We start from the raw sequence: 18,104 nt of genomic DNA, 5'->3' as shown, positions 1-18,104 counted from the left end.
TTTAACCCTTGCCGTTTCCTTTCTTGCCACCCTTGGTGATTTCCAGGACCTGTGCACGGTCTCCGGTCTGGTTCTTCTTCTCGCCGAGCGTGCCGGTGCTGTTGTGCAGGTGCAGCAACAACGCCTTGGAAGCAACGGAAGGCTCTGCCACGGTGACCGGGAGCTTGGTGCCGTTCAGATCGGTGAATAGCGAACCCTGAGCCCCAAAATCAACCTGAGGTTCGGCAATATCGAACGTGACCCAGTCGGTCTGATCCACCGGGATCATCGCCCCCTGGTCATTGGTGTGGTACCAGGAGAAACTGGAGACGCTGTAGGAGATTTCGGTGGAATCCTCATCCAGGCCGAGCGCCGCAAGCGATACCGGCAAGACTGCCACATTGGTGTCGAAGCTGTTGGTGTCAACATCTCCGAGCACCCCGTTGACCGGCTGCAGATCCACCTGTTCGCCGGTCTTCAAATCGAAGGTGGCAGCGAGGTCAAGGTCGATTCCGTCGAGCGCGGTCGTGAAGGTCACGAAGTCGGCTTCGCCGTCGCCATTGGTGTCGATGTTGACATCCAATTCGGTGCCGCCGGCTAGATGCGCCCAGTTCCCCCAGGTCGAGATGCCCACGTTGAGCAGGCCATCGGCCACGCCGGTTCCCGGTGCGGTGCTTGAAGCGCCAACGTGCTGCAGGTCCATCGAGCGGGCCCCTGGAACACTGTCCATGGTCTTCGGCCCGCGTTCGCTGGAAGTGCCCAGTTCAAATGCGCCGAGCAGCGAGACTACCTCGGTGGCGTCTTCGCCCGCGCGGACATCCTTGCCCTTGAGCTTCAGCTCGGTGGTGTTCTCACCCTTCTTCAACTTCTTGACCGAAGCGGACATATCGGCAGAGAGCTTTGGAGCTGCCTGAACCGGGACGCGCAAGGTCGGAGCCTCCGAGCTGGTGAGCTCGACGCGACCGCTGGCATCGGAAACCCATGCGCGGGCCAGACCCGACTGGGCGCTGTCCATGGTCGGATCCAGGGTCTTGGTCCATGTCGCCGGATCCACGCTCAGGGTAACCTCGACGTTCTGCGAGGTTCCCGGAGCCAAGGTGAGACTCTGGCGGTCCAGCGTGAAGCTGGTGCCCGGGATCTCGGTAGCCGGCACGTAGTCGACCTGGTAGGTCTGCGTCGTGTCGCTGGTGTTCTCCACGGTGATTGAACGTGAATCAGTAAACGTTTTCTTACCGTCGATTTCAAGCACTCCGAAGACGACGCTTGTCAGATCCGCGGCCTCGGAATCGTAGGCGATGGCCGGGGTGGACAGGGCAGCTTCGGCCATGACGCGGCCCGAGCCTACACGGTTTGGACCATAGGCCTTGCCATTTGCCGCGAGGACATCGGCTGCCGCGGTGTTCATGATGGTGCTCTTGGCCTGCGCGGCGGTGAGCTCCTTATCCTGCATCACCAGGGCCGCCACACCGGCAACCATCGGGGTTGCCATGGAGGTGCCGGACATGACGGCCGGTCCGTTGCCGGTACCAACGCCTACCGAACCGATCTGCGTGCCGGGAGCCGCAACATCGGGCTTCACCACGCCGTTCGAGCCGTGTACGCCACGCGACGAGGAGGAGTTCAGGGTGTCCTTGACTCCGGAGTCACCCGAAGCGGCACCCACAAACGAAGCATCCAAGGTGACCTGCAGCTCGCCAGCGTCGGCCGCTGGACGCAGCTTATTGGAGTAGTCCAGGGTGAACTGGGCGCCGGGGATGGTGGCGTTGCCGGCGATTCCGGCATCGAAGAGGTTGGTTTCAGCATCCAACAGGACGCCGGTGGCACCGGCGGCTTCGGCATTGTCGAAGCGAGCGCCGGATCCACAAGGGAACGCGCCGTTCTCGCTCCACTGCAGCCAAACCCACTTGCCTTCCAGCGATCCTGGTTCAAAGGCCGAGCAGCCGAAAGCGTTATCGGCCGGAGCCATGGCCACTTCGCCGCTCAAGTCGGCCGGATCGGCCGCGGTGTAATTAAAGTTTGCCGAGTACTGGCCGGCGGCGGTTCCGGCAACGCCCTCGGGCGCATCGATCTGGATCTTATCCAAGGTGACCTGCGAGCCAACGGAGTTGGCGACGGTCAACGAGGAACGCGAGTTGCCCGGCGAGCCGCCGACATCGGTGACGTCCCCGGCATTGCCCGAGGCGATGACGGAGAGAATTCCAGCCTCGGAGAGCGCATCGACGATGTCATTTTCCGGATCCTGGACGGGGGAGTGATCCGAGCCGAGAGACATGTTGACCACGTCGGCGCGGTCTGCGAAGTCGCCGTCGCCGTTTGGATCAAGCACGTAGTCAAGAGCCTGGCCGACTACGGCGGAGGAACCGCCGCAACCGAAGACGCGAATGCCGATCAGTTGCGCCTCCGGGGCGGTGCCCGGGCCGACGTTCATCGTGGCTACCTCATCGGCGGTCAGCGAAGCGTAATCGCCGGTGAAGGTGGAACCTTCCGCGTTAACGCCGTAGCCGGCCGCCGAACCGGCCACGTGGGATCCGTGTCCTGCGGCTTCGCAGTCCAGCGGGTTAGGGTCGGGATTTGGAATCGGCTGGTAGTCCGGGGCGTCCGGGTTGGCGTTGTAGTCATCGCCGACCAGGTCCCAACCGCCAATGAACTTCTTCGAATCGATGAGGCCGGAATCCGCCGTCGGGAGTTCATCTGAAGCCTGTGCCTGCTTATAAGCCTCGATAGTTCCGGGGCCGCCAAATCCGGCGTGCGTGTAATCCACGCCGGTATCCAGCACGGCGATTTTCACGCCGTCGCCGGTGGTGTCCAACGCGGTCCACGCGTCGATGGCCTCGGTATCGATGACCGCGCCGCGGTTAGATGGAGATTTTGGCACGATGGCGCTGATTTTTGCGACATCGCCGCGTTCGGCCAGCGCACGTAGCTCTTTGGCGTCACCGGTTAGCGCGACACCCCGCAATGCGTTGGACGTTGTGTAGATGACCTCGGACTTGGCTTCCTTGGCTAGCTCCTTGCCCTTGGCTTTAACCTGGGATCGGACGGATTTAACCTTTGCCTTGTCTTTTTTCTTTCCGGACTTTTTGACCTCCTGGTAAGCGCCGTCTCCTTCGAGCTGGACGAATACCGACACCTCGCCGGAGGCCTTCGCCAGCTGGCCGCTGACCTTCAGGTCTGCAAGAGTTTGGCTTTTAACGATTGGCAGGGAAGCTGCGTTCTCTCCGTCAGATGGTTGCGGGATGTTGGCAGCTGATGCCGGACCTGTCATCGTGACAGCCAATGCTAAAGCGGTGGCTGATCCCAGGATGAGGCGCGGCAATCGTGGATTGCGCCGAGTGACCATGATTCTCCTAGCTGAACAGGAAGCGGGATGCTTCCGTGTGAAGATGCGACGGTTTCACTCGCGGCAGGTCGGTGCGCGTTGAGTGATGACCGGGGCCGACGTCCGCTGAAACGTCGAGTCTCCTACTGAGGAATCCTAAGTGACCCACGTCATATATCAAGGGGTTATTGAATAGTGATATTTTTCAGCTAAAAACATTTTGCATATGCTTCACACCCAAAACCCCGGATCACCAACCGAAACTCGACGTACTAAGCGCCTAGTGGTTCTCTATTTTTTAGAAATTATTAACCAAGTGTTACTCCCGGGTAGGGGATTTCATCACCCGGGTGAGATTAGTAGCCGTCGGAGTCTTTGGTGGAGCCTCAGCCCAAAACGAGCGGACGCAATGTGCTCATGCAGAGCCCGTTGCATCCGCCCGCGAAGCTGCGAAAGCAGTTATGGGAATAGACCTTAAACGCGGTCGATGAAGCTGTTGACCCGTTCCTCGAGCAACTTGATCCGTTCGGCCACGACCACCATCGGGTCCGGATAAATCGGGTTCTTTGGCGGGGGAATCCGCACGTTAGTCGAGCATTCGAAGTTTGCGCAGATCATGGTGCCCAAGGTATCGCCGTCGCGGCCTGGTTGCCCTGCCCGGCGGGTACTGAACATACTCACGTAGCAAGGGATATTTACGTCCCGGCAGATATCGCACATGGCGACGCTGCTGCGTTTTCGCAGTCCATCGGCCGAGCGAAGTAACAGCGCCCGAATCTGGCCGGCTGGATTGCTGTGGATGAGATAACCGCGCTGTGGCATCTTGGGATCGCGCCACCCAAGGTACTCGAGATTTTCCCAGTCCAGCGCCGAGAAGTTTTCCGGCAAGGTCAGTTTCTTCGTCTCGCTGCGACTGGCGTTGAGGAAGGAGGAGCGAATGGTTTTTTCTGTCAATGGCTGCATTGCAGGTCCTTAAAGAGATCTGCGGGCGCACGGCGCGCGCAGAGGGTTGCAAGGAAAGGGCATGTCCCATCAGCAACGGAAAACAGGCAGAGCAGCACAATTAAACGCCTCCAACGCCTATGGCGTTGGAGCGGTGTTTGGAAGCTACCCGTCCGTCGAGGGGACGAACGGGGAAGGCGTCAAAGTGGCTTGCATAGCCGACCTCCCTACCGCGTGCCCTGAGCACGCAACGACTTGACAGTATGGTCTCCAGACTCAAGCTGGAGCCGCGATTTTCCAATCATAGCAAAGGCCACACCCGCAGATGTGGCCTTTGCCGGCTACGACGCAAGTGCTGTTAGCGTCGGCCGCCCTGCCAGAGCGCATCGAAGGGGGTGTTTCCGGCGACGCGGTTGCGGATGCCTTCGGTAACAAAAGCCTTGGCGGTGCGCGCCGCTTCCAGCGGTGTCGCACCCTTGGCCAGCTCGGCGGTCACCGCTGCAGCGAGCGAGCATCCTGCGCCGGAGACGGCAACCTCGCCGATCTTCTTTTCGCGCAGCACTTCGAGGGTGGTTCCGTCGTAGAAGACGTCGATTGCGTCTTCGCCGGCAATGCGCACTCCGCCCTTGGCCAGGACTGCGGCACCGGAAATGGCATGGATCTGTTTGGCGGCCGCAACAAGGTCATCCTCGCTGTTGATGCTCAGTCCGGAGAGCTGTTCGGCTTCGAAGTGATTTGGGGTGACAAAGCTTGCCAGCGGAAGCAGGTTCGATTTCAGTGCTTCGTCGGTGTCCAGCGCGTGCCCTGGCTCCTGGCCTTTGCAGATCAGCACCGGATCCAGCAGCACGTTGTTCCACTGCTGGGATTTCAGCGCGGTGGCAACGGTGTTGATCGTCGCTGGTGATCCCATCATGCCAAGCTTGACGGTGCCTAGCTGGCCCGCGTAGCAGGTCTGGATGGCTTCGAGCTGGTCGGCGATGACCTGCTGCTCTACCGGCACGAAACGGTGATTCCAAGAAGCCTTCGGGTCGAAGGACACAATACAGGTCAGGGCGACAATTCCGTAGGTGCCCAGCTCTTGGAAGGTCTTCAAATCTGCCTGCGCTCCGGCGCCTCCGGTGGCTTCCGAACCGGCAATGGTCAAGGTCAGGGCTGGGCCTGGGGTGTTGATTGTAGTAGTCATAGTCCCAATTGAAGGTAGTGCGGATTGAATAGGTGTTTAGCTTTGCTGCCAAATGCTGATTTTAGTGGCTTTGGACCAACCTTCTGTCATCGCTTCGGAATGTTCCGCGGCGGCAACAAGAAGAATCCATGGCAAATCATGGCTGTAAGCGGCTCCGGCAAAATTTGCCAGTACTGCCCGCCGCGCCAAATCCGGGTTGGTTGGTGCGTACAGATCCGGGTCGGACAAGAGCCCAAAGGTTGAACCATAATGCATTCGTCCGCGCGCTACCGGGCGATCGAATTCGGCCACCTCAACCACGTCGTAGTTGTCCATGGGAGCTTCGAAGACGGTCGACGTCTCGGCCAGCTTGACGACCTGCTCTACGTCCTCCGGTTTGGCTGCCAGGAGGTTCAGTGTTGCGGTTTCATGCCAACCGGCCGAACTTAGCGAGGAGGCAACTGCCGGATTTGGCGCCCCGAGCAGTATGACGCGGCGATATTCGGTGGCTGGAACCCAGTCGTTTCTGGGCCAATAACGCAACAGTTCAGGATCGTCGCCGTTCAGATCGACCGAGCGTAACTGATCTGGGCCGGGGAATGAGGCGATGCGATCGCGTAGGAGTGCGTAGCCTTCAGTCCACTCCGGCAGGGGAGTCACAGTTCCGCTCATCGTGAGATTTGCTCCTAAGCATCTCGGAAGTAATTAAGTCGGTAAATTCGACTTTACGCCTTAAAGGCGGCGAGCACGGAACCATGAAGCGGAACCTGCGCCCCGCGATGCCACGGACCCATCGGGTCTAGCTTTTCCACAGAGGAGGGGACTGCAATCCTCCAACTTGCACCAAGATCAGCTGCTACGAGGCCTTTGCCTTGGTGATGTTCGCTTGGCGGCTTGTTCCGGTGGCGGTACTGCCGCGTTCCGCGTCTTGGTCTCCGCTGGAATCCATCAGGGCGAGTACATCTTCGAAAAGGGAGCGCACCACCGGCAGGCGACAGAGGATTGCAAATTTGCCGACGACGGGAGCGACGCTACGCATCAGCGCTCGCGAACGTCGCTGATTGGGCGAACTGTCGTAGGCCCAAGCGGAGAATACCTGCCTGGATAGCAGCCAGAGGAACCTTGGCAGCTCACGCCGAATACCTAGCGGAGGAAGCGGCCTCGCGCCAGCGACCGCGCGTTCCCAAAGCGACATCTCGAGCTGAGCCAGTTCGCTGTTTTCGGGATCGCGCGAGAGCAAGACTTTCAAGAATGCCGGCCCGAAATCGTGGTACTTCTCCATCACCTGCAGATTTGCGTTGAAGACCGTATGGATATTCGCTTCCAAGGTGTTGCCGTCGTCGAGTTGGCCATTGCATAGTGCAAATTGCTCCGCCCGCAAGGACAGGAGCAATTCGAGGACGATGTCTTCTTTGGAATTGAAGTAATAGTAGGCGTGCGACAGGGAAACTCCGGTCCGGGCAGCAATGGCGCGCATGCTTGACGCCTGGTAGCCGTCTTCGGCGAAAGCAGCCAGAGCGGTGCGAAGCAGTTTGGCCTTGGTCTGCTGTCCCTTGCCGGTACGCGGTTCTTTGAGCTGCGTCGGCTCGCGAGTAATTTCCATACGGGTCAAGTGTATCCAAGTATTGAACGCGTTCAAAAATCAAGTCTGATTACGCCGAAGCGTGCGGACCGAGTCACTGCCATTTTTGGTTCCTCAAATTCATATTTTGAAGAACACAAGGTGAGATAGCTGATTGAAAATTTCAGGGATATCAAACTCCGGTTGCCGTGAAGCAGGTCACGGTGAGTTTGCGATGGCTCCGTGGGATACTGGCAAGGCAAGTGCTAATACAGCGGGACAGCGCTCCGGCACATAACCACAGATCAGCGAAGAGTTGCTGGTACCTGGGTGTCGGTCCACGCGGAGTCTTGGCGAACCACTTTTAACGAGGAACATTTTCATGGGCGAAACGAACGCCAAATCAGTAGCCGCGCGGCCTTCAAAAGCAATTTTTGCCGCCGCCGGATCACCATACTTCTCCGCAGTGCTCGCGCTGATGGGAGCGGTCGTCATACTCTCCAATATTGGAGCGTCAAAGGGCGTGGCCATCGGCCCATTCATCACCGATGGCGGGTTCTTCCTTTTCCCATTGGCCTACATCATGGGCGATGTGATTTCAGAGGTCTATGGCCTGAAGGCCGCTCGCCGATCGATTCTCATCACCTTCGCCCTGGCCTTCTTCGCGGTGCTCGCCTTCTGGATTATGATCCAGCTGCCGTCGGCAGAATTCTACGACGGCCAAGAAGCCCTCGAACGCACCTTGGGGCCGATCTGGCAGATCGTGGTTGCCTCGGGCTTGGGGTTTCTGGTGGGGCAACTGGCCAACTCGTGGGTGCTGGTGCGGATGAAGCAACGATTCGGGGAACGCGGGCTCGTCGGACGGCTGATCGGCTCCAGCGGTGTCGGCGAATTCCTGGACACGCTGATCTTCTGCGCCATTGCGGCTCCGGTTATCGGAATCACCGATATGCCGAATTTCATCAACTATGTCGTGGTCGGGTTCGTTTACAAGACGGCGGTGGAGATCCTCTTCGTGCCAATCACCTCGCTGGTGATCCGCTGGTTCAAGAAGCGCGAACCTAGCTATGCGGCGCTGCTTGCCGCACGGTAGAAAACGAACTCCATCAGCAGTTTGGACGATGCCCCGCCGGCAGGCCACTAGATACTGTTGAGAGATGAGCATAGGGAACGTGCAGCTGGCAGTCGAGCACTTGGAAATCGGCTACGCCGGTCAGGCCCTTTGCGAACCGATCAATCTGTCTTTGACGCCCGGTGCCGGTCTGGGAATCATTGGGGCCAACGGCAGCGGGAAATCCAGCTTGATCCGCACGGTGCTGGGCTTGCAGCCGGCGATCTCCGGTGCGGTCAGCTTTCATGGTGCAGCCCTCGACGAAGGCTCGGCACGCTTCCGCAAGGACGTCGCGGTCCAGGTGAGCGACGGCGTATTCTTTGAAGAACTCACGGTGGCAGAACACCTTGAAATGGTGGCGCGAGGCCATGGGTTGCAAGACTGGAATGGCGCGGTCACCCGAGAACTCGAGTTTTTCGAGCTGCAACAGGTTGCCAAGCAGCAGCCCCGGCAGTTATCGTCCGGGCAGCGGCGCAAATTGCTCCTAGCCGCGGCGCTGGTCCGCCCGGCAAAACTGTTGATCCTCGACGAACCTGAACAACGCCTCGACCAGCGGATCAGGGTCCGGCTGTACCGCAGGCTGGCCCAGCTGCGGGAGGATTACGTGAGCATCCTTGCGGTCACCCACGATCCACTGATGATCCGCGACTGCCTCGAAAGTGCGCTGATGCTGCACGGCGGCCAGGTGCGCACGGTGGACGCGCAGTCCGGGGCGCTGTGGCTTGAGCGCTAGCAAACAAGCCGACGAACTGGGCGGCTACGACCCACGGGAAATGATCACCCGAATGCGGAAGCGGCGGGATCGTTCCGCGCGATTCGACGCATTCTCCGATGCTTATATCTGGGTGCTGTTGGCGGTCATTGCCCTCGCCTATCTCTTCAGCGTGCTCTCCGGGGTGATCTTTGCCCTGCAGGGCGGTGGCATAGCGGCGCTGGATCTGCCAAGCGCGGTCTGGAACCTGCAGGATCTGGCGATCGTACTGATTCCGGCACTATTGCTCTGTGTATTTCGTGGGCTGCTCTACCTCGGCCCATGCGGGCTTTCTCCGGACAAGGCCAGCTGGTGGCTGCCGCTGCCCATCAAGCTCAGCGCCATCAGGCAGCGTGCTCTCGGCAGCGCCATCGCGCTTGGTGCACTGGCGAATATCTTCGTCGGAGTCCTGTGGTTTGTGTGCCTCTTTGCGCTGTCCGGAGGATTCACCGCAGAAGTGCTGCTGCTGGGAATTGTTGCCGCCGCAGCATCCGGGGCGCTCCTGGGTGCCTTGGCCGCGCTCGCGCAAATCGGTGCCCGGCAAAGAGCCGCGCTCCGGGTGTGCCGGACGCTCTGGCCACTGCTCTTGCTGGGCCTGAGCATTTCCTGGAGCCTGCTGCTGTTCGGGAACCGCTGGCTTCAGGGAGCCTACCGGCGGCTCGGAGAGCTGGTCTTTGAACCTAGCCTCTGGGCCGCTGCCTGCTCCGGGTTGCTGGTGCTCGCAGCGGCCGCCACATGGTTGGCGTTCAGCTGGATCGAGCGCTTGGACGCGAATTCCATGCGGCAGGCCGGGCGGGTACAGAACCAACTGGTCGGATCGATGATCCAGATGGACCTGGGAGGAGTCCTGCCGGTGCCGAATGCGGCGGGCAACGCACGGACTTGGTTGGCCCACGGTTCGCTGCATAGGGTGCCGGTGGTGCTTCAGATCTTGGTGCTGCGCTACCTGCGCGGCCGGTATTGGAACGGACCGCTGAGTCTGGTGCTCACGGCCCTGGCCCTGACGCTGGGAGTCCGCGGCATCGCCAACCCGCTGGCGCTGACCGGATTCCTGGTGCTTGCACTATGCCTGCTGACGGAGAACCTCTCCCAAATGAACCGGCCACTGGCCAGCCAACCGGGTCTAGCCCAGCTGCTGGGGTTGCCGCGGAGCCGGCTGGTACGCCCCGCCCTGGGGTTCGCCTTGGGTTTGGCGCTCGGTGGGTTGCTCATCTGTTCGGCGTTGCCGGCCGCGCTGGGAATGATCCCGAGTGCGAATCTTTGGCCCTGGTGCGCCGGGCTGTTGGTGGCTGCCTGTGGCATCACGGCAGCGATGTGGGGCCGGGCCACGCGCGGGGAACGCGACTGGGAATCCTTGATCCTCGGATCAACCAACGAACTGAACACCGGTGCGTTGGCGTTCAAGGAGTTTGGGCATTTCCTGCAGGCGCTGGCCTCGGGGCTGCCGATATTCTTCTTGCTTCTGCTGCCGGGGTCGCCGGTGCCGTGGGGAGTGTGGGTGCTGAGCGCGCTCTGCGCCTACCCCGGCTATCTCGCCCTGCGCCGCGCCGGCGAGCAGCAACCCGCAAGGATCAGTTAGCCGCCGAGGCAGAGCGATGGCGGGCTACCTGTGCTCGGCCTGAACCGCAGGCAACCCGCCGCCGTTCTTGGTGCTCCGCGCCGCTAGGCGCGCAGACCCTGCGGGTCGGGTTCGCCGTTGTAGTACTCGCCCAAGACCTTCTCCTTCAGCTCAAAGAAGCTGCCGTCTTCGATGGCTTCACGGACCGAGTCCACCAAGGAAACGGTGAAGTGCTCGTTGTGGATCGAAATGAGCGTGTGGCTGAGCAGCTCCTTCGACTTGTGCAGGTGGTGGATGTAGGCACGGGTGAAGTTCTGGCAGGTATAGCACGAGCAGCCATCGACCAGCGGGGTGAAATCGCGTTTGTAGCGGGCCCCCGAGAGATTGAAGCGTCCGTGCGGGGTGTAGAACGCGGAATTGCGTGCCACCCGGGTGGGGGAGACGCAGTCGAAGGTATCGGCGCCGTTCTCGATGGCGGTGAAGATATCGTCCGGCTCGGAAATCCCCAGCAGGTGCCGTGGCTTGTTTTCGGGCAGTTCCTCGGAGCACCAGCCGACGATGGTGCCAAGGTTCTCTTTTTCCAAGGCGCCGCCGATGCCGAAACCGTCAAAGGCCATCGCGCCAAGATCCTGGCAGGCCTTGCGCCGAAGGTCTTCATACTGGGCGCCCTGAATGACGCCGAACAAGGCCTGGTAATCCTTGCCCGCACGTGAATCGGTCAGTGCGAAGTGCTCGGCGATGCAGCGCTGGGCCCACAAGCGGGTGCGTTCCAAGGACTCAACCTGGTACCCGCGGGAATTCTGCAAGGTGGTCAGCTCGTCGAAGGCGAACATGATGTCTGCACCGATCTGGTGCTGTACATTCATCGAAATTTCCGGCGAGAAGCGGTGCTTGCTGCCATCGAGATGGGATTTGAACCAGACCCCGTCGTCGTCGACATTGGCCAGGCGTTCCTTGCCCGGGGCTACCGCGTCGTCCGGACCCGACTGATCCACCGACTTCATGTCGATGACCTTCTTGAAGCCCGAGCCGAGGCTCATGACCTGGAAGCCACCGGAGTCGGTGAAGGTTGGGCCTTCCCAGCTCATGAACTTGCCCAGGCCGCCAGCCTCATCGAGGATGTCGGCGCCTGGCTGCAGGTAGAGGTGGTAGGCGTTGGCTAGCACCGCTTGGGCGCCAAGCTCCGCTACCTGAACCGGGGTGAGTGCCTTGACGGTGGCTTTGGTGCCCACCGCGATGAAGGCAGGAGTTTTGATTTGCCCGTGCGGGGTATTGATGACGCCGGTGCGGCCCAACATTGGCGAGCCTTCGGGGGAGGTGAGGCGCGTGCCTACCTCGAAGCCGAATTCGGCTTGGCGGGAATGCGGGTTGCTGGGGTTAAAGTTCTTCTCGGACACGTACCAAGTGTGCCGTATGTGTAGCCGGGTGAGGAAAACGACAACCCAAAAGTGAGCCAAAACCTAGCGGTCGACTTGGTTAAAGGCGAATAATGCAAGTAACTGCACTGTGGCGAATGCGACGAAAGGATCCAGTGAATCTCCAAAATCTTAAGGAGTCCGCGCGTTCCTTGATAACCCTCGGACCTGCTCGAAAAGACCACTGGATCGGACTACGTACTGCCGTTGGCGTATTCGCGCCGCTGATCTTCTTGCTCCTGATCGACCGGTTGGACCTGATGGTGTTCGTGGTCTTCGGCGCCTTTACCGGCGTCTACGGGCGCGTGGATGGCTACTGGAACCGCTTGCGCATGCAGACTCGCTCCGGGCTGTTGTTCTTCGTGGTGATCGGGTTGGCGCTGTTGGCTTCGACCTTCTGGATCGACCATGGCAATCCGGAACTCAAGGCCTGGCAGGTGGTGGGGGCGACAACCCTTGTCGCCGGAGTCTGCTCGGTAGTCACCGGGTTCTTGCGGTTGCGTCCGGGTGGTTCGCTGTTCCACATCTTCGCCTTCGCGGCGATTGCCTCGATCGCCAAGCCTGCGCCCTTTGGCGAAGCAATGTTCGCCGCCGCGGCGACGATCCTGCTGGCGCTGTTCATCGGGGCCAGCGGCGCCCTCGGCCAGTGGTCAAGCTTGTGGAAACGCACCCCGGTGCCGCCGTTGTCCGATAACGTGCGCAAGGCTATCTGGTGGGAGGGCCTGTTCTATGTGCTGACCGCCGGTGTGGCCGGTGCCCTGGCGAATATCGTTGGCAGCCAGGTCGAAGCGGGGCACAACTATTGGGCCATGGTGGCCGCCGTGGTTCCGCTCGCCGGGCACACCACCGCGTTGCGCGTGCGCCGCGGCGTGCACCGTGTGCTTGGCACCTTGGCGGGCATGCTGCTCATCGCTGTGTTGATCCTGATCAACCCTGCCATGTGGATACTCGTTGCCTTCATCGGGCTGTTCCAATTCTTGGCCGAGATGCTGGTGATGCGCAATTATTTCCTTGCGCAAGTCTTCATCACTCCGTTGGCCCTGGTGGGTACCACCCTGATCACCGGGCTGTCCACCGCGGTGATGTACGACCGTGTGGTCGAAACGATCATTGGTTCCGCGGTGGGCATCCTGGGCGTCTTGCTCGGCAGCTGGTTTGGAAACCAAATGCGGCGGCGACTTGGAATCACCGAGGCAAACGGATAGCAACCTGGCTAAATGTTTATTCCGACATGCGCTAATGCCTGACGGAGAATATTTCCGCGGCCCCCGGCAAACGCGCCCTGAATGTCTTCGCTCAGCGCTTCCGCCGGCGAAAGCCAGGTCAGTTCGAGCGCGTCTTGACGCGGGGTGGATTCACCACGCACCGGAACGATATAGCACATCGCCACGGCATGCTGGCGATCGTCGGTCAGCCCGGTCTCGCTGGGAGATGGGAAGTATTCGGCGACGGTGAAGGGGACCGGAGACGCCGGGAGCTGGGGGAGGACCATGGTGCCCAGATCCTTCTCAATGTGGCGGATCAGGGCGGCACGGATGGTCTCGCGGTACATGACTCTGCCCGAGACAAAGGTGCGCAGCATATGCCCCGTCTCGTCGCCGGTGAGCAGCAAACCCACCTCATTGACGTAGCCGAGCGGATCGAGGCGCACCGGAATGGCCTCGACGTAGAGCATGGGGAGGCGTTGGCGGGCTTCGTAGAGGTCCTCCTCGTTGAGCCAGCCTGGATAAGGGTCGGGCGTACGCACGTTCATAGAACCATCTTCATACATATTTGCTCGACCGTGGTGAACTTCCCGCTGTGTTGCGTAATTCACTGTCGATCAGAACTATTCACTCTGGTGCATTAAAAGGCCGAACTGTAGGATTAGTTGCACCGTTTCACCTTATTTTGGCGGTATTTTTCTCCTCGAACTTCTCTCGGAAGCAGTGTCCAGCCTTGACGAACGCCCCAGAGCGCTTGAGCAAAAAGAACTTCACCACGATTGCGGTGCTGATCGTATCCAGCTTCGTGGTAATCCTCAACGAGACCATCATGAACGTGGCGTTGCCCGTACTCATGATCGAATTCAATGTCACCGCCGACGCTATTCAATGGCTGGCTACGATCTTTATGCTCACCATGGCCGTCGTCATTCCAATGACCGGCTTCCTCTTGCAGAAGATGAGCACCCGCAAGGTCTTTTTGCTGGCCATGGGCATGTTTGCCCTGGGCACCACGCTGGCGGCCGTGGCCCCCGGCTTCGGAGTGCTGCTAGTAGCCCGCGTCATTCAGGCCTGCGGCACCGCGGTGATGATGCCATTGCTGATGACCACGATTCTCGATCTGGTCCCACCATCGCGTCGCGGCGTGCTTATGGGGAACGTATCGATCGTGATCTCGGTGGCTCCTGCCATCGGCCCGACACTCTCGGGATTGATTCTGCAGTACCTCTCGTGGCGCTTCATGTTCATCGTGATCATTCCGATTGCGATCCTTGCCTTGGTCATCGGCACTCCACGTCTGGGCAACGAACCGGGGCAGGCGAAGGCCCCGCTGTCCTTCGCTTCGATCCTGCTGGCAGTGCCCGGTTTCGGTGGTCTGGTCTACGGCCTCAGCCGCCTCTCGGCAGCCGGTGCGTCGCCGCTTAACCTTGGGATTCTCTTCGTCGCATTGCTCTGCTTGGTGGCGTTCGCCGTCTTGCAAAGCCGGCTGCAACGTGAAGATAAGGCACTGCTGGACCTGCGACCGCTGACCTATCGCGATTTCAGCCTTTCACTGGTACTGATGATGTTCGCGATGGTGGCGCTCTTCGGTGTGATCATCTTGCTGCCGATGTTCTTCACCAATGTGCTCGGCATGGAGACGCTGACTACGGGTCTGATTATGCTGCCCGGCGGCCTGCTAATGGGAATCCTGGCCCCATTCGTCGGTCGGCTGTATGACAAGGTCGGACCTCGACCATTGGTTGTTCCCGGTGCCTTGGTGCTCACCGCGGTGATGCTTGCCTATGCAATGATTCTGGATTCAACGACCCCGATCTGGCTTTTGGTCCTGTTGCATCTGGCGATGAGCCTGGGCCTGGCGTTGATCTTCACCCCTGCGTTCACCACCGCGCTGAACCCCTTGCCGCATCATTTGCACTCGCACGGTTCCGCCCTGCTCTCCACCTTGCAGCAGCTCGGCGGCGCCCTGGGCACCGCATTGGTGGTTGGCGTCGTTGCCGCTACCACCGCTTCGAAGCTTGCCGAGGGAACCGACGAATTAGTCGCAGCCGTCGAGGGCTTCGCCCCGGGCTTCCTCGTGGGAGCCGCCTGCTCCGTCGGCATCCTCATCATCGGTTTCCTGATGGGTGGCAAAAAACAGCTCGTGACGGAAGAGGCCGAGAGCACTTCTGCCGTGCACTAATTCGACACCGGACAAAACCCCCGCAGGTGAAAATCTGTGGGGGTTTTGCCGTTCCCAAATGCGAACTCTTCTCAAATCTTCTCGTGGCCGTTAGGCTAAATCCCAAGTCAACAACGCCAAAAAAGGGGATTCGATGGAACTGCAGGATACTGTCGCGCTAGTCACCGGAGGGCTATCCGGTCTGGGTCGAGCTACGGCACAAAGACTCGCCCAGAGCGCCACCCACGTGGTGGTGCTTGATCTTCCCCGTGAAGACGGAGACGAAATTGCGGGCCAGATTTCTGCAAACGTCCGTTACGTCCCCGCGGATGTCACCCGGGCCGAAGACGTGGCCATTGCGGTGCAACGCGCTTCCGAGTTGGGGCATCTGCGCGTCGTGGTGAACTGTGCCGGCGTGGCGACTCCGGGCAAGGTGCTCGGCCGCGAGGGAGTGCTCCCGCTGGAGAAGTTCGCCAAGGTCCTCGAAATCAATGTCACCGGCACCTTCAACGTGGTGCGTCTCGCCGCCGAAGCGATGGCGCACAGCGAGGCCGTGCTCGATGCGAAGGGCACCAGCGAGCGGGGAGTGATCATCAATACCGCATCGGTGGCAGCCTTTGACGGTCAGATCGGCCAGCCCGCCTACGCGGCATCCAAAGGCGCCGTGGCCGCCATGACCTTGCCGTTGGCCCGCGAGCTGGCGGCGCACCAGATTCGAGTGATGACCATCGCTCCGGGAATTTTCCACACCCCCATGATGGACTCGCTGCCGCAAGCGGCCCAGGATTCCTTGGGCGCGCAGGTACCGCACCCTTCACGGCTGGGACGTCCGGAAGAATATGCTGATCTTGTGGCGCACATTGTTTCCAACCCAATGCTCAACGGAGAAACCATCCGACTGGACGGTGCCATCCGCATGGCACCGCGTTAATCCTCGGCGCGCAACCCCCGCTGGTTGCGATGCTCGGCGTGGCTGATCTGGAACCGCCGGCTTTCGGCGCAGATGAACACGATTATTGCCATGAAAACCAGCAATGCTGCGAACCACAGCGGTGCGCTCTCCTGCCGCCAGGCCTGAAAGGCGGCGGCGAACATGCCAAAGCCATAACCGGTTGCCAGGGCGTGGCGGCCGCGTTCGGTCTGTGCAAATCCGGCGGCCAGGAGAGTTGTTAAAACGGTGGCGATGCTGATCGCCAGCAGGTGCTCCGGACGGTTCCAGCCGGCCGCGGCAAACCACAGCTGCAGGGTGAAGACCAGCGAAAAGCCGGTGAAAAAACTGACCGGCAAATCGGTTGCGATACGTTCGAGGTGATTGCGGGCGGTGTTCCGGTTCATTTGGAGCATGCCGTACATCCCGAAACCGGTCGCCAGTGTGGCCAGCAGGGCTCCTGGCCAGTGGAGGAACCCGGCGGTGAAGGTCAGCGCGCAGGCCATGAGCGCCACGGCGGATAACCCATAGACGGTGATGGCCCGCTGCCTGCGTGAAGATAGCTGGTGCGGCAGTACCGAGTATCCTGCACTGGCGATCATGATGATCGCGATGGCCGGCCACACAAAGGCAAGCACCGGTGAGGTATCGAGCAAGCCGCCCTGGGTGCTGGAACTGGTCCCCAAGGCGGAGTTCAGCGAAGTGACCAGCAGCAGGGCCGCGGCCAGGGCAAAGAGCGCTGCACGGACCTTGTCGAAGGTCTCCACCACAGGGTTGGGACGGCGATCCGGGGCTGCGTAGGGCAATTGCAGGCTCTGCTTCTGCGATGCCGCGGCGATCGCCTCTTGGGCCGAGTCCACTAGCGAACGTAAATTCTCGGTGGGCTGCGGCTCTGCCATCGGGGTACCGTCCTTGGGTAGGCACTTCTTCTTCTGCGGTATGAGTAACCGCCAGGTGTGTGCAACAGCCTAGGATAATCCAACGGATTTTAGAAGAGCCGCAGGCTAAGGCGCCTCGATTAAGCGTTGCCGCGAGCTGAAACTGCGCGGCTGCCCGGTTAGCGGGTCGATGAAGGAAATCGTGTGCGCCAGCAGCTGCAGGGGGCGCGAATAATCATCCGGTGCCAGATCCCACAAGCGCGGGTAGAAGGCGTCGTTGATGATGCCCAACCCCAACGAGGCAAGGTGAACCCGAAGCTGGTGGGTTTTACCCGACAGCGGATCCAGCTCCATCAGCGCGACCTGCAGGCCGGCATGATGCCCCTTGCTGATGCCGAGGGCACCGAGCGAGATCCGCGTTTGCGCATTGGGAATCCCGTCTTCGACGGTGGAGCGCAACTGGCCTTTGACCTTGGCCATCCGGTTTTCGAAGACCAACGGCATGCTCTGCAGCAAACCATGCAGTTCTTCGGTGGTCCGTACGTTGGGGTGTTCCCCATTGGCTTCGAGCACGCGCCCGGTTTCCAATCCGTCGCCCGGTTGCAGGGCCACGACCGCCTGGTATTTCTTGGAGATCTTTCGATTCTCGAAAAGCATCTGATAGGCGCCACGGGTCTGCGGGTTCGCCGCGAAGAGGATGACACCTGCGGTGGCGCGGTCCAAGCGGTGCATGGGAACCAGCTCGGGGTTGCCGGTCTGGTTGCGAAGTCGCACCAGCGCGGATTCTTGAATGAAACGGCCGCCCGGGGTGGAGGGCAAGAAATGCGGTTTGTCCACGGCGATCAGGTGCTCATCCTGATGCAGTATTTTTGCTTCGAAGGGGATGGGTGTCTCAACGGGCAAGGAGCGGTAGTACCAAATGAATTCATGCTCGCCCAGGGTGGTGCTGGCGCTGAGCGGCACCCCGCCCAGGCCCACGATTTCCTGCTCTTCGAAGCGGCGCATGAGCCCTTGCGGATCCACGTGCCCGAAGCGTTCGAGCAGGTACTCGGCCACGGTTTCCCACGGTCCGTTTTTCGGCACACGCAAGCGTGTTGCGTTGACGCCATTGCGAACCGGGAGTGGGGAGAGCAT

At 60.5% G+C, this 18,104-nt stretch carries 15 protein-coding genes; 6 read left to right on the top strand and 9 right to left on the bottom strand.

Annotated features, from left to right (window positions below):
- Position 1 precedes the first annotated feature (1 nt).
- The 5 genes from CIK76_RS08890 to CIK76_RS08870 form a co-directional block, all read right to left on the bottom strand.
- The gene (locus CIK76_RS08890) at positions 2 to 3,244 is read right to left on the bottom strand and encodes a S8 family serine peptidase (protein WP_255248406.1); all 3,243 of its coding nucleotides are present in this window, start codon (positions 3,242 to 3,244) and stop codon (positions 2 to 4) included.
- A gap of 528 nt (positions 3,245 to 3,772) precedes the next feature.
- Entirely contained in the window at positions 3,773 to 4,261 is a 489-nt protein-coding gene (locus tag CIK76_RS08885) for an FBP domain-containing protein (protein ID WP_096285524.1), read from the bottom strand.
- Between the two features lie 337 nt (positions 4,262 to 4,598).
- The gene (locus CIK76_RS08880; RefSeq protein ID WP_096285521.1) at positions 4,599 to 5,423 is read right to left on the bottom strand and encodes a hydroxymethylpyrimidine/phosphomethylpyrimidine kinase; all 825 of its coding nucleotides are present in this window, start codon (positions 5,421 to 5,423) and stop codon (positions 4,599 to 4,601) included.
- A 36-nt stretch (positions 5,424 to 5,459) separates the two neighbouring features.
- On the bottom strand, positions 5,460 to 6,074 hold the full coding sequence (locus tag CIK76_RS08875) for a hypothetical protein (RefSeq protein ID WP_096285519.1): 615 nt from the start codon (positions 6,072 to 6,074) through the stop codon (positions 5,460 to 5,462).
- A gap of 184 nt (positions 6,075 to 6,258) precedes the next feature.
- Complete coding sequence (locus tag CIK76_RS08870) at positions 6,259 to 7,005, bottom strand: TetR/AcrR family transcriptional regulator (RefSeq protein WP_096285517.1); 747 nt, start codon at positions 7,003 to 7,005, stop codon at positions 6,259 to 6,261.
- Between the two features lie 340 nt (positions 7,006 to 7,345).
- On the opposite strand from CIK76_RS08870, the gene CIK76_RS08865 reads away from it, so the two are divergent.
- The 3 genes from CIK76_RS08865 (at position 7,346) to CIK76_RS08855 (ending at position 10,404) form a co-directional block, all read left to right on the top strand.
- Positions 7,346 to 8,056 carry a queuosine precursor transporter gene (locus CIK76_RS08865; protein ID WP_096285515.1) on the top strand — a complete coding sequence of 237 codons (711 nt, stop codon included), beginning with the start codon at positions 7,346 to 7,348 and terminating at the stop codon, positions 8,054 to 8,056.
- Between the two features lie 64 nt (positions 8,057 to 8,120).
- Positions 8,121 to 8,807, top strand: coding sequence for an ABC transporter ATP-binding protein (locus CIK76_RS08860; protein ID WP_096285513.1), 687 nt, complete (start codon positions 8,121 to 8,123; stop codon positions 8,805 to 8,807).
- Complete coding sequence (locus tag CIK76_RS08855) at positions 8,797 to 10,404, top strand: DUF6297 family protein (RefSeq protein WP_096285511.1); 1,608 nt, start codon at positions 8,797 to 8,799, stop codon at positions 10,402 to 10,404. The genes CIK76_RS08860 and CIK76_RS08855 overlap by 11 nt, the downstream gene beginning before the upstream one ends.
- A gap of 83 nt (positions 10,405 to 10,487) precedes the next feature.
- Here the strand turns inward: CIK76_RS08855 and tgt are convergent, their stop codons facing one another.
- On the bottom strand, positions 10,488 to 11,780 hold the full coding sequence (tgt, locus tag CIK76_RS08850) for a tRNA guanosine(34) transglycosylase Tgt (protein ID WP_096285509.1): 1,293 nt from the start codon (positions 11,778 to 11,780) through the stop codon (positions 10,488 to 10,490).
- Positions 11,781 to 11,950: 170 nt separating this feature from the next.
- Between tgt and CIK76_RS08845 the strand changes: the two genes are divergently transcribed.
- Complete coding sequence (locus tag CIK76_RS08845) at positions 11,951 to 13,003, top strand: FUSC family protein (protein ID WP_255248405.1); 1,053 nt, start codon at positions 11,951 to 11,953, stop codon at positions 13,001 to 13,003.
- A gap of 8 nt (positions 13,004 to 13,011) precedes the next feature.
- On the opposite strand, the gene CIK76_RS08840 is transcribed toward CIK76_RS08845, so the two are convergent.
- Positions 13,012 to 13,551 carry an NUDIX hydrolase family protein gene (locus tag CIK76_RS08840; protein WP_096285505.1) on the bottom strand — a complete coding sequence of 180 codons (540 nt, stop codon included), beginning with the start codon at positions 13,549 to 13,551 and terminating at the stop codon, positions 13,012 to 13,014.
- A 185-nt stretch (positions 13,552 to 13,736) separates the two neighbouring features.
- Between CIK76_RS08840 and CIK76_RS08835 the strand changes: the two genes are divergently transcribed.
- Complete coding sequence (locus CIK76_RS08835; protein ID WP_096285503.1) at positions 13,737 to 15,185, top strand: MDR family MFS transporter; 1,449 nt, start codon at positions 13,737 to 13,739, stop codon at positions 15,183 to 15,185.
- A 133-nt stretch (positions 15,186 to 15,318) separates the two neighbouring features.
- Positions 15,319 to 16,095 carry an SDR family NAD(P)-dependent oxidoreductase gene (locus tag CIK76_RS08830; protein WP_096285500.1) on the top strand — a complete coding sequence of 259 codons (777 nt, stop codon included), beginning with the start codon at positions 15,319 to 15,321 and terminating at the stop codon, positions 16,093 to 16,095.
- Here the strand turns inward: CIK76_RS08830 and CIK76_RS08825 are convergent.
- Positions 16,092 to 16,991, bottom strand: coding sequence for a hypothetical protein (locus tag CIK76_RS08825; RefSeq protein ID WP_096285498.1), 900 nt, complete (start codon positions 16,989 to 16,991; stop codon positions 16,092 to 16,094). The genes CIK76_RS08830 and CIK76_RS08825 overlap by 4 nt on opposite strands.
- 105 nt (positions 16,992 to 17,096) lie before the next feature.
- On the bottom strand, positions 17,097 to 18,104 hold the full coding sequence (locus CIK76_RS08820; protein WP_096286003.1) for a pseudouridine synthase: 1,008 nt from the start codon (positions 18,102 to 18,104) through the stop codon (positions 17,097 to 17,099).

Source organism: Glutamicibacter sp. BW80 (assembly GCF_002332385.1).
Classification (GTDB): Bacteria; Actinomycetota; Actinomycetes; order Actinomycetales; family Micrococcaceae; genus Glutamicibacter.
The sequence above is the reverse complement of the archived record's forward strand: the minus strand, read 5'-3'. Positions and strand labels throughout refer to the sequence as shown.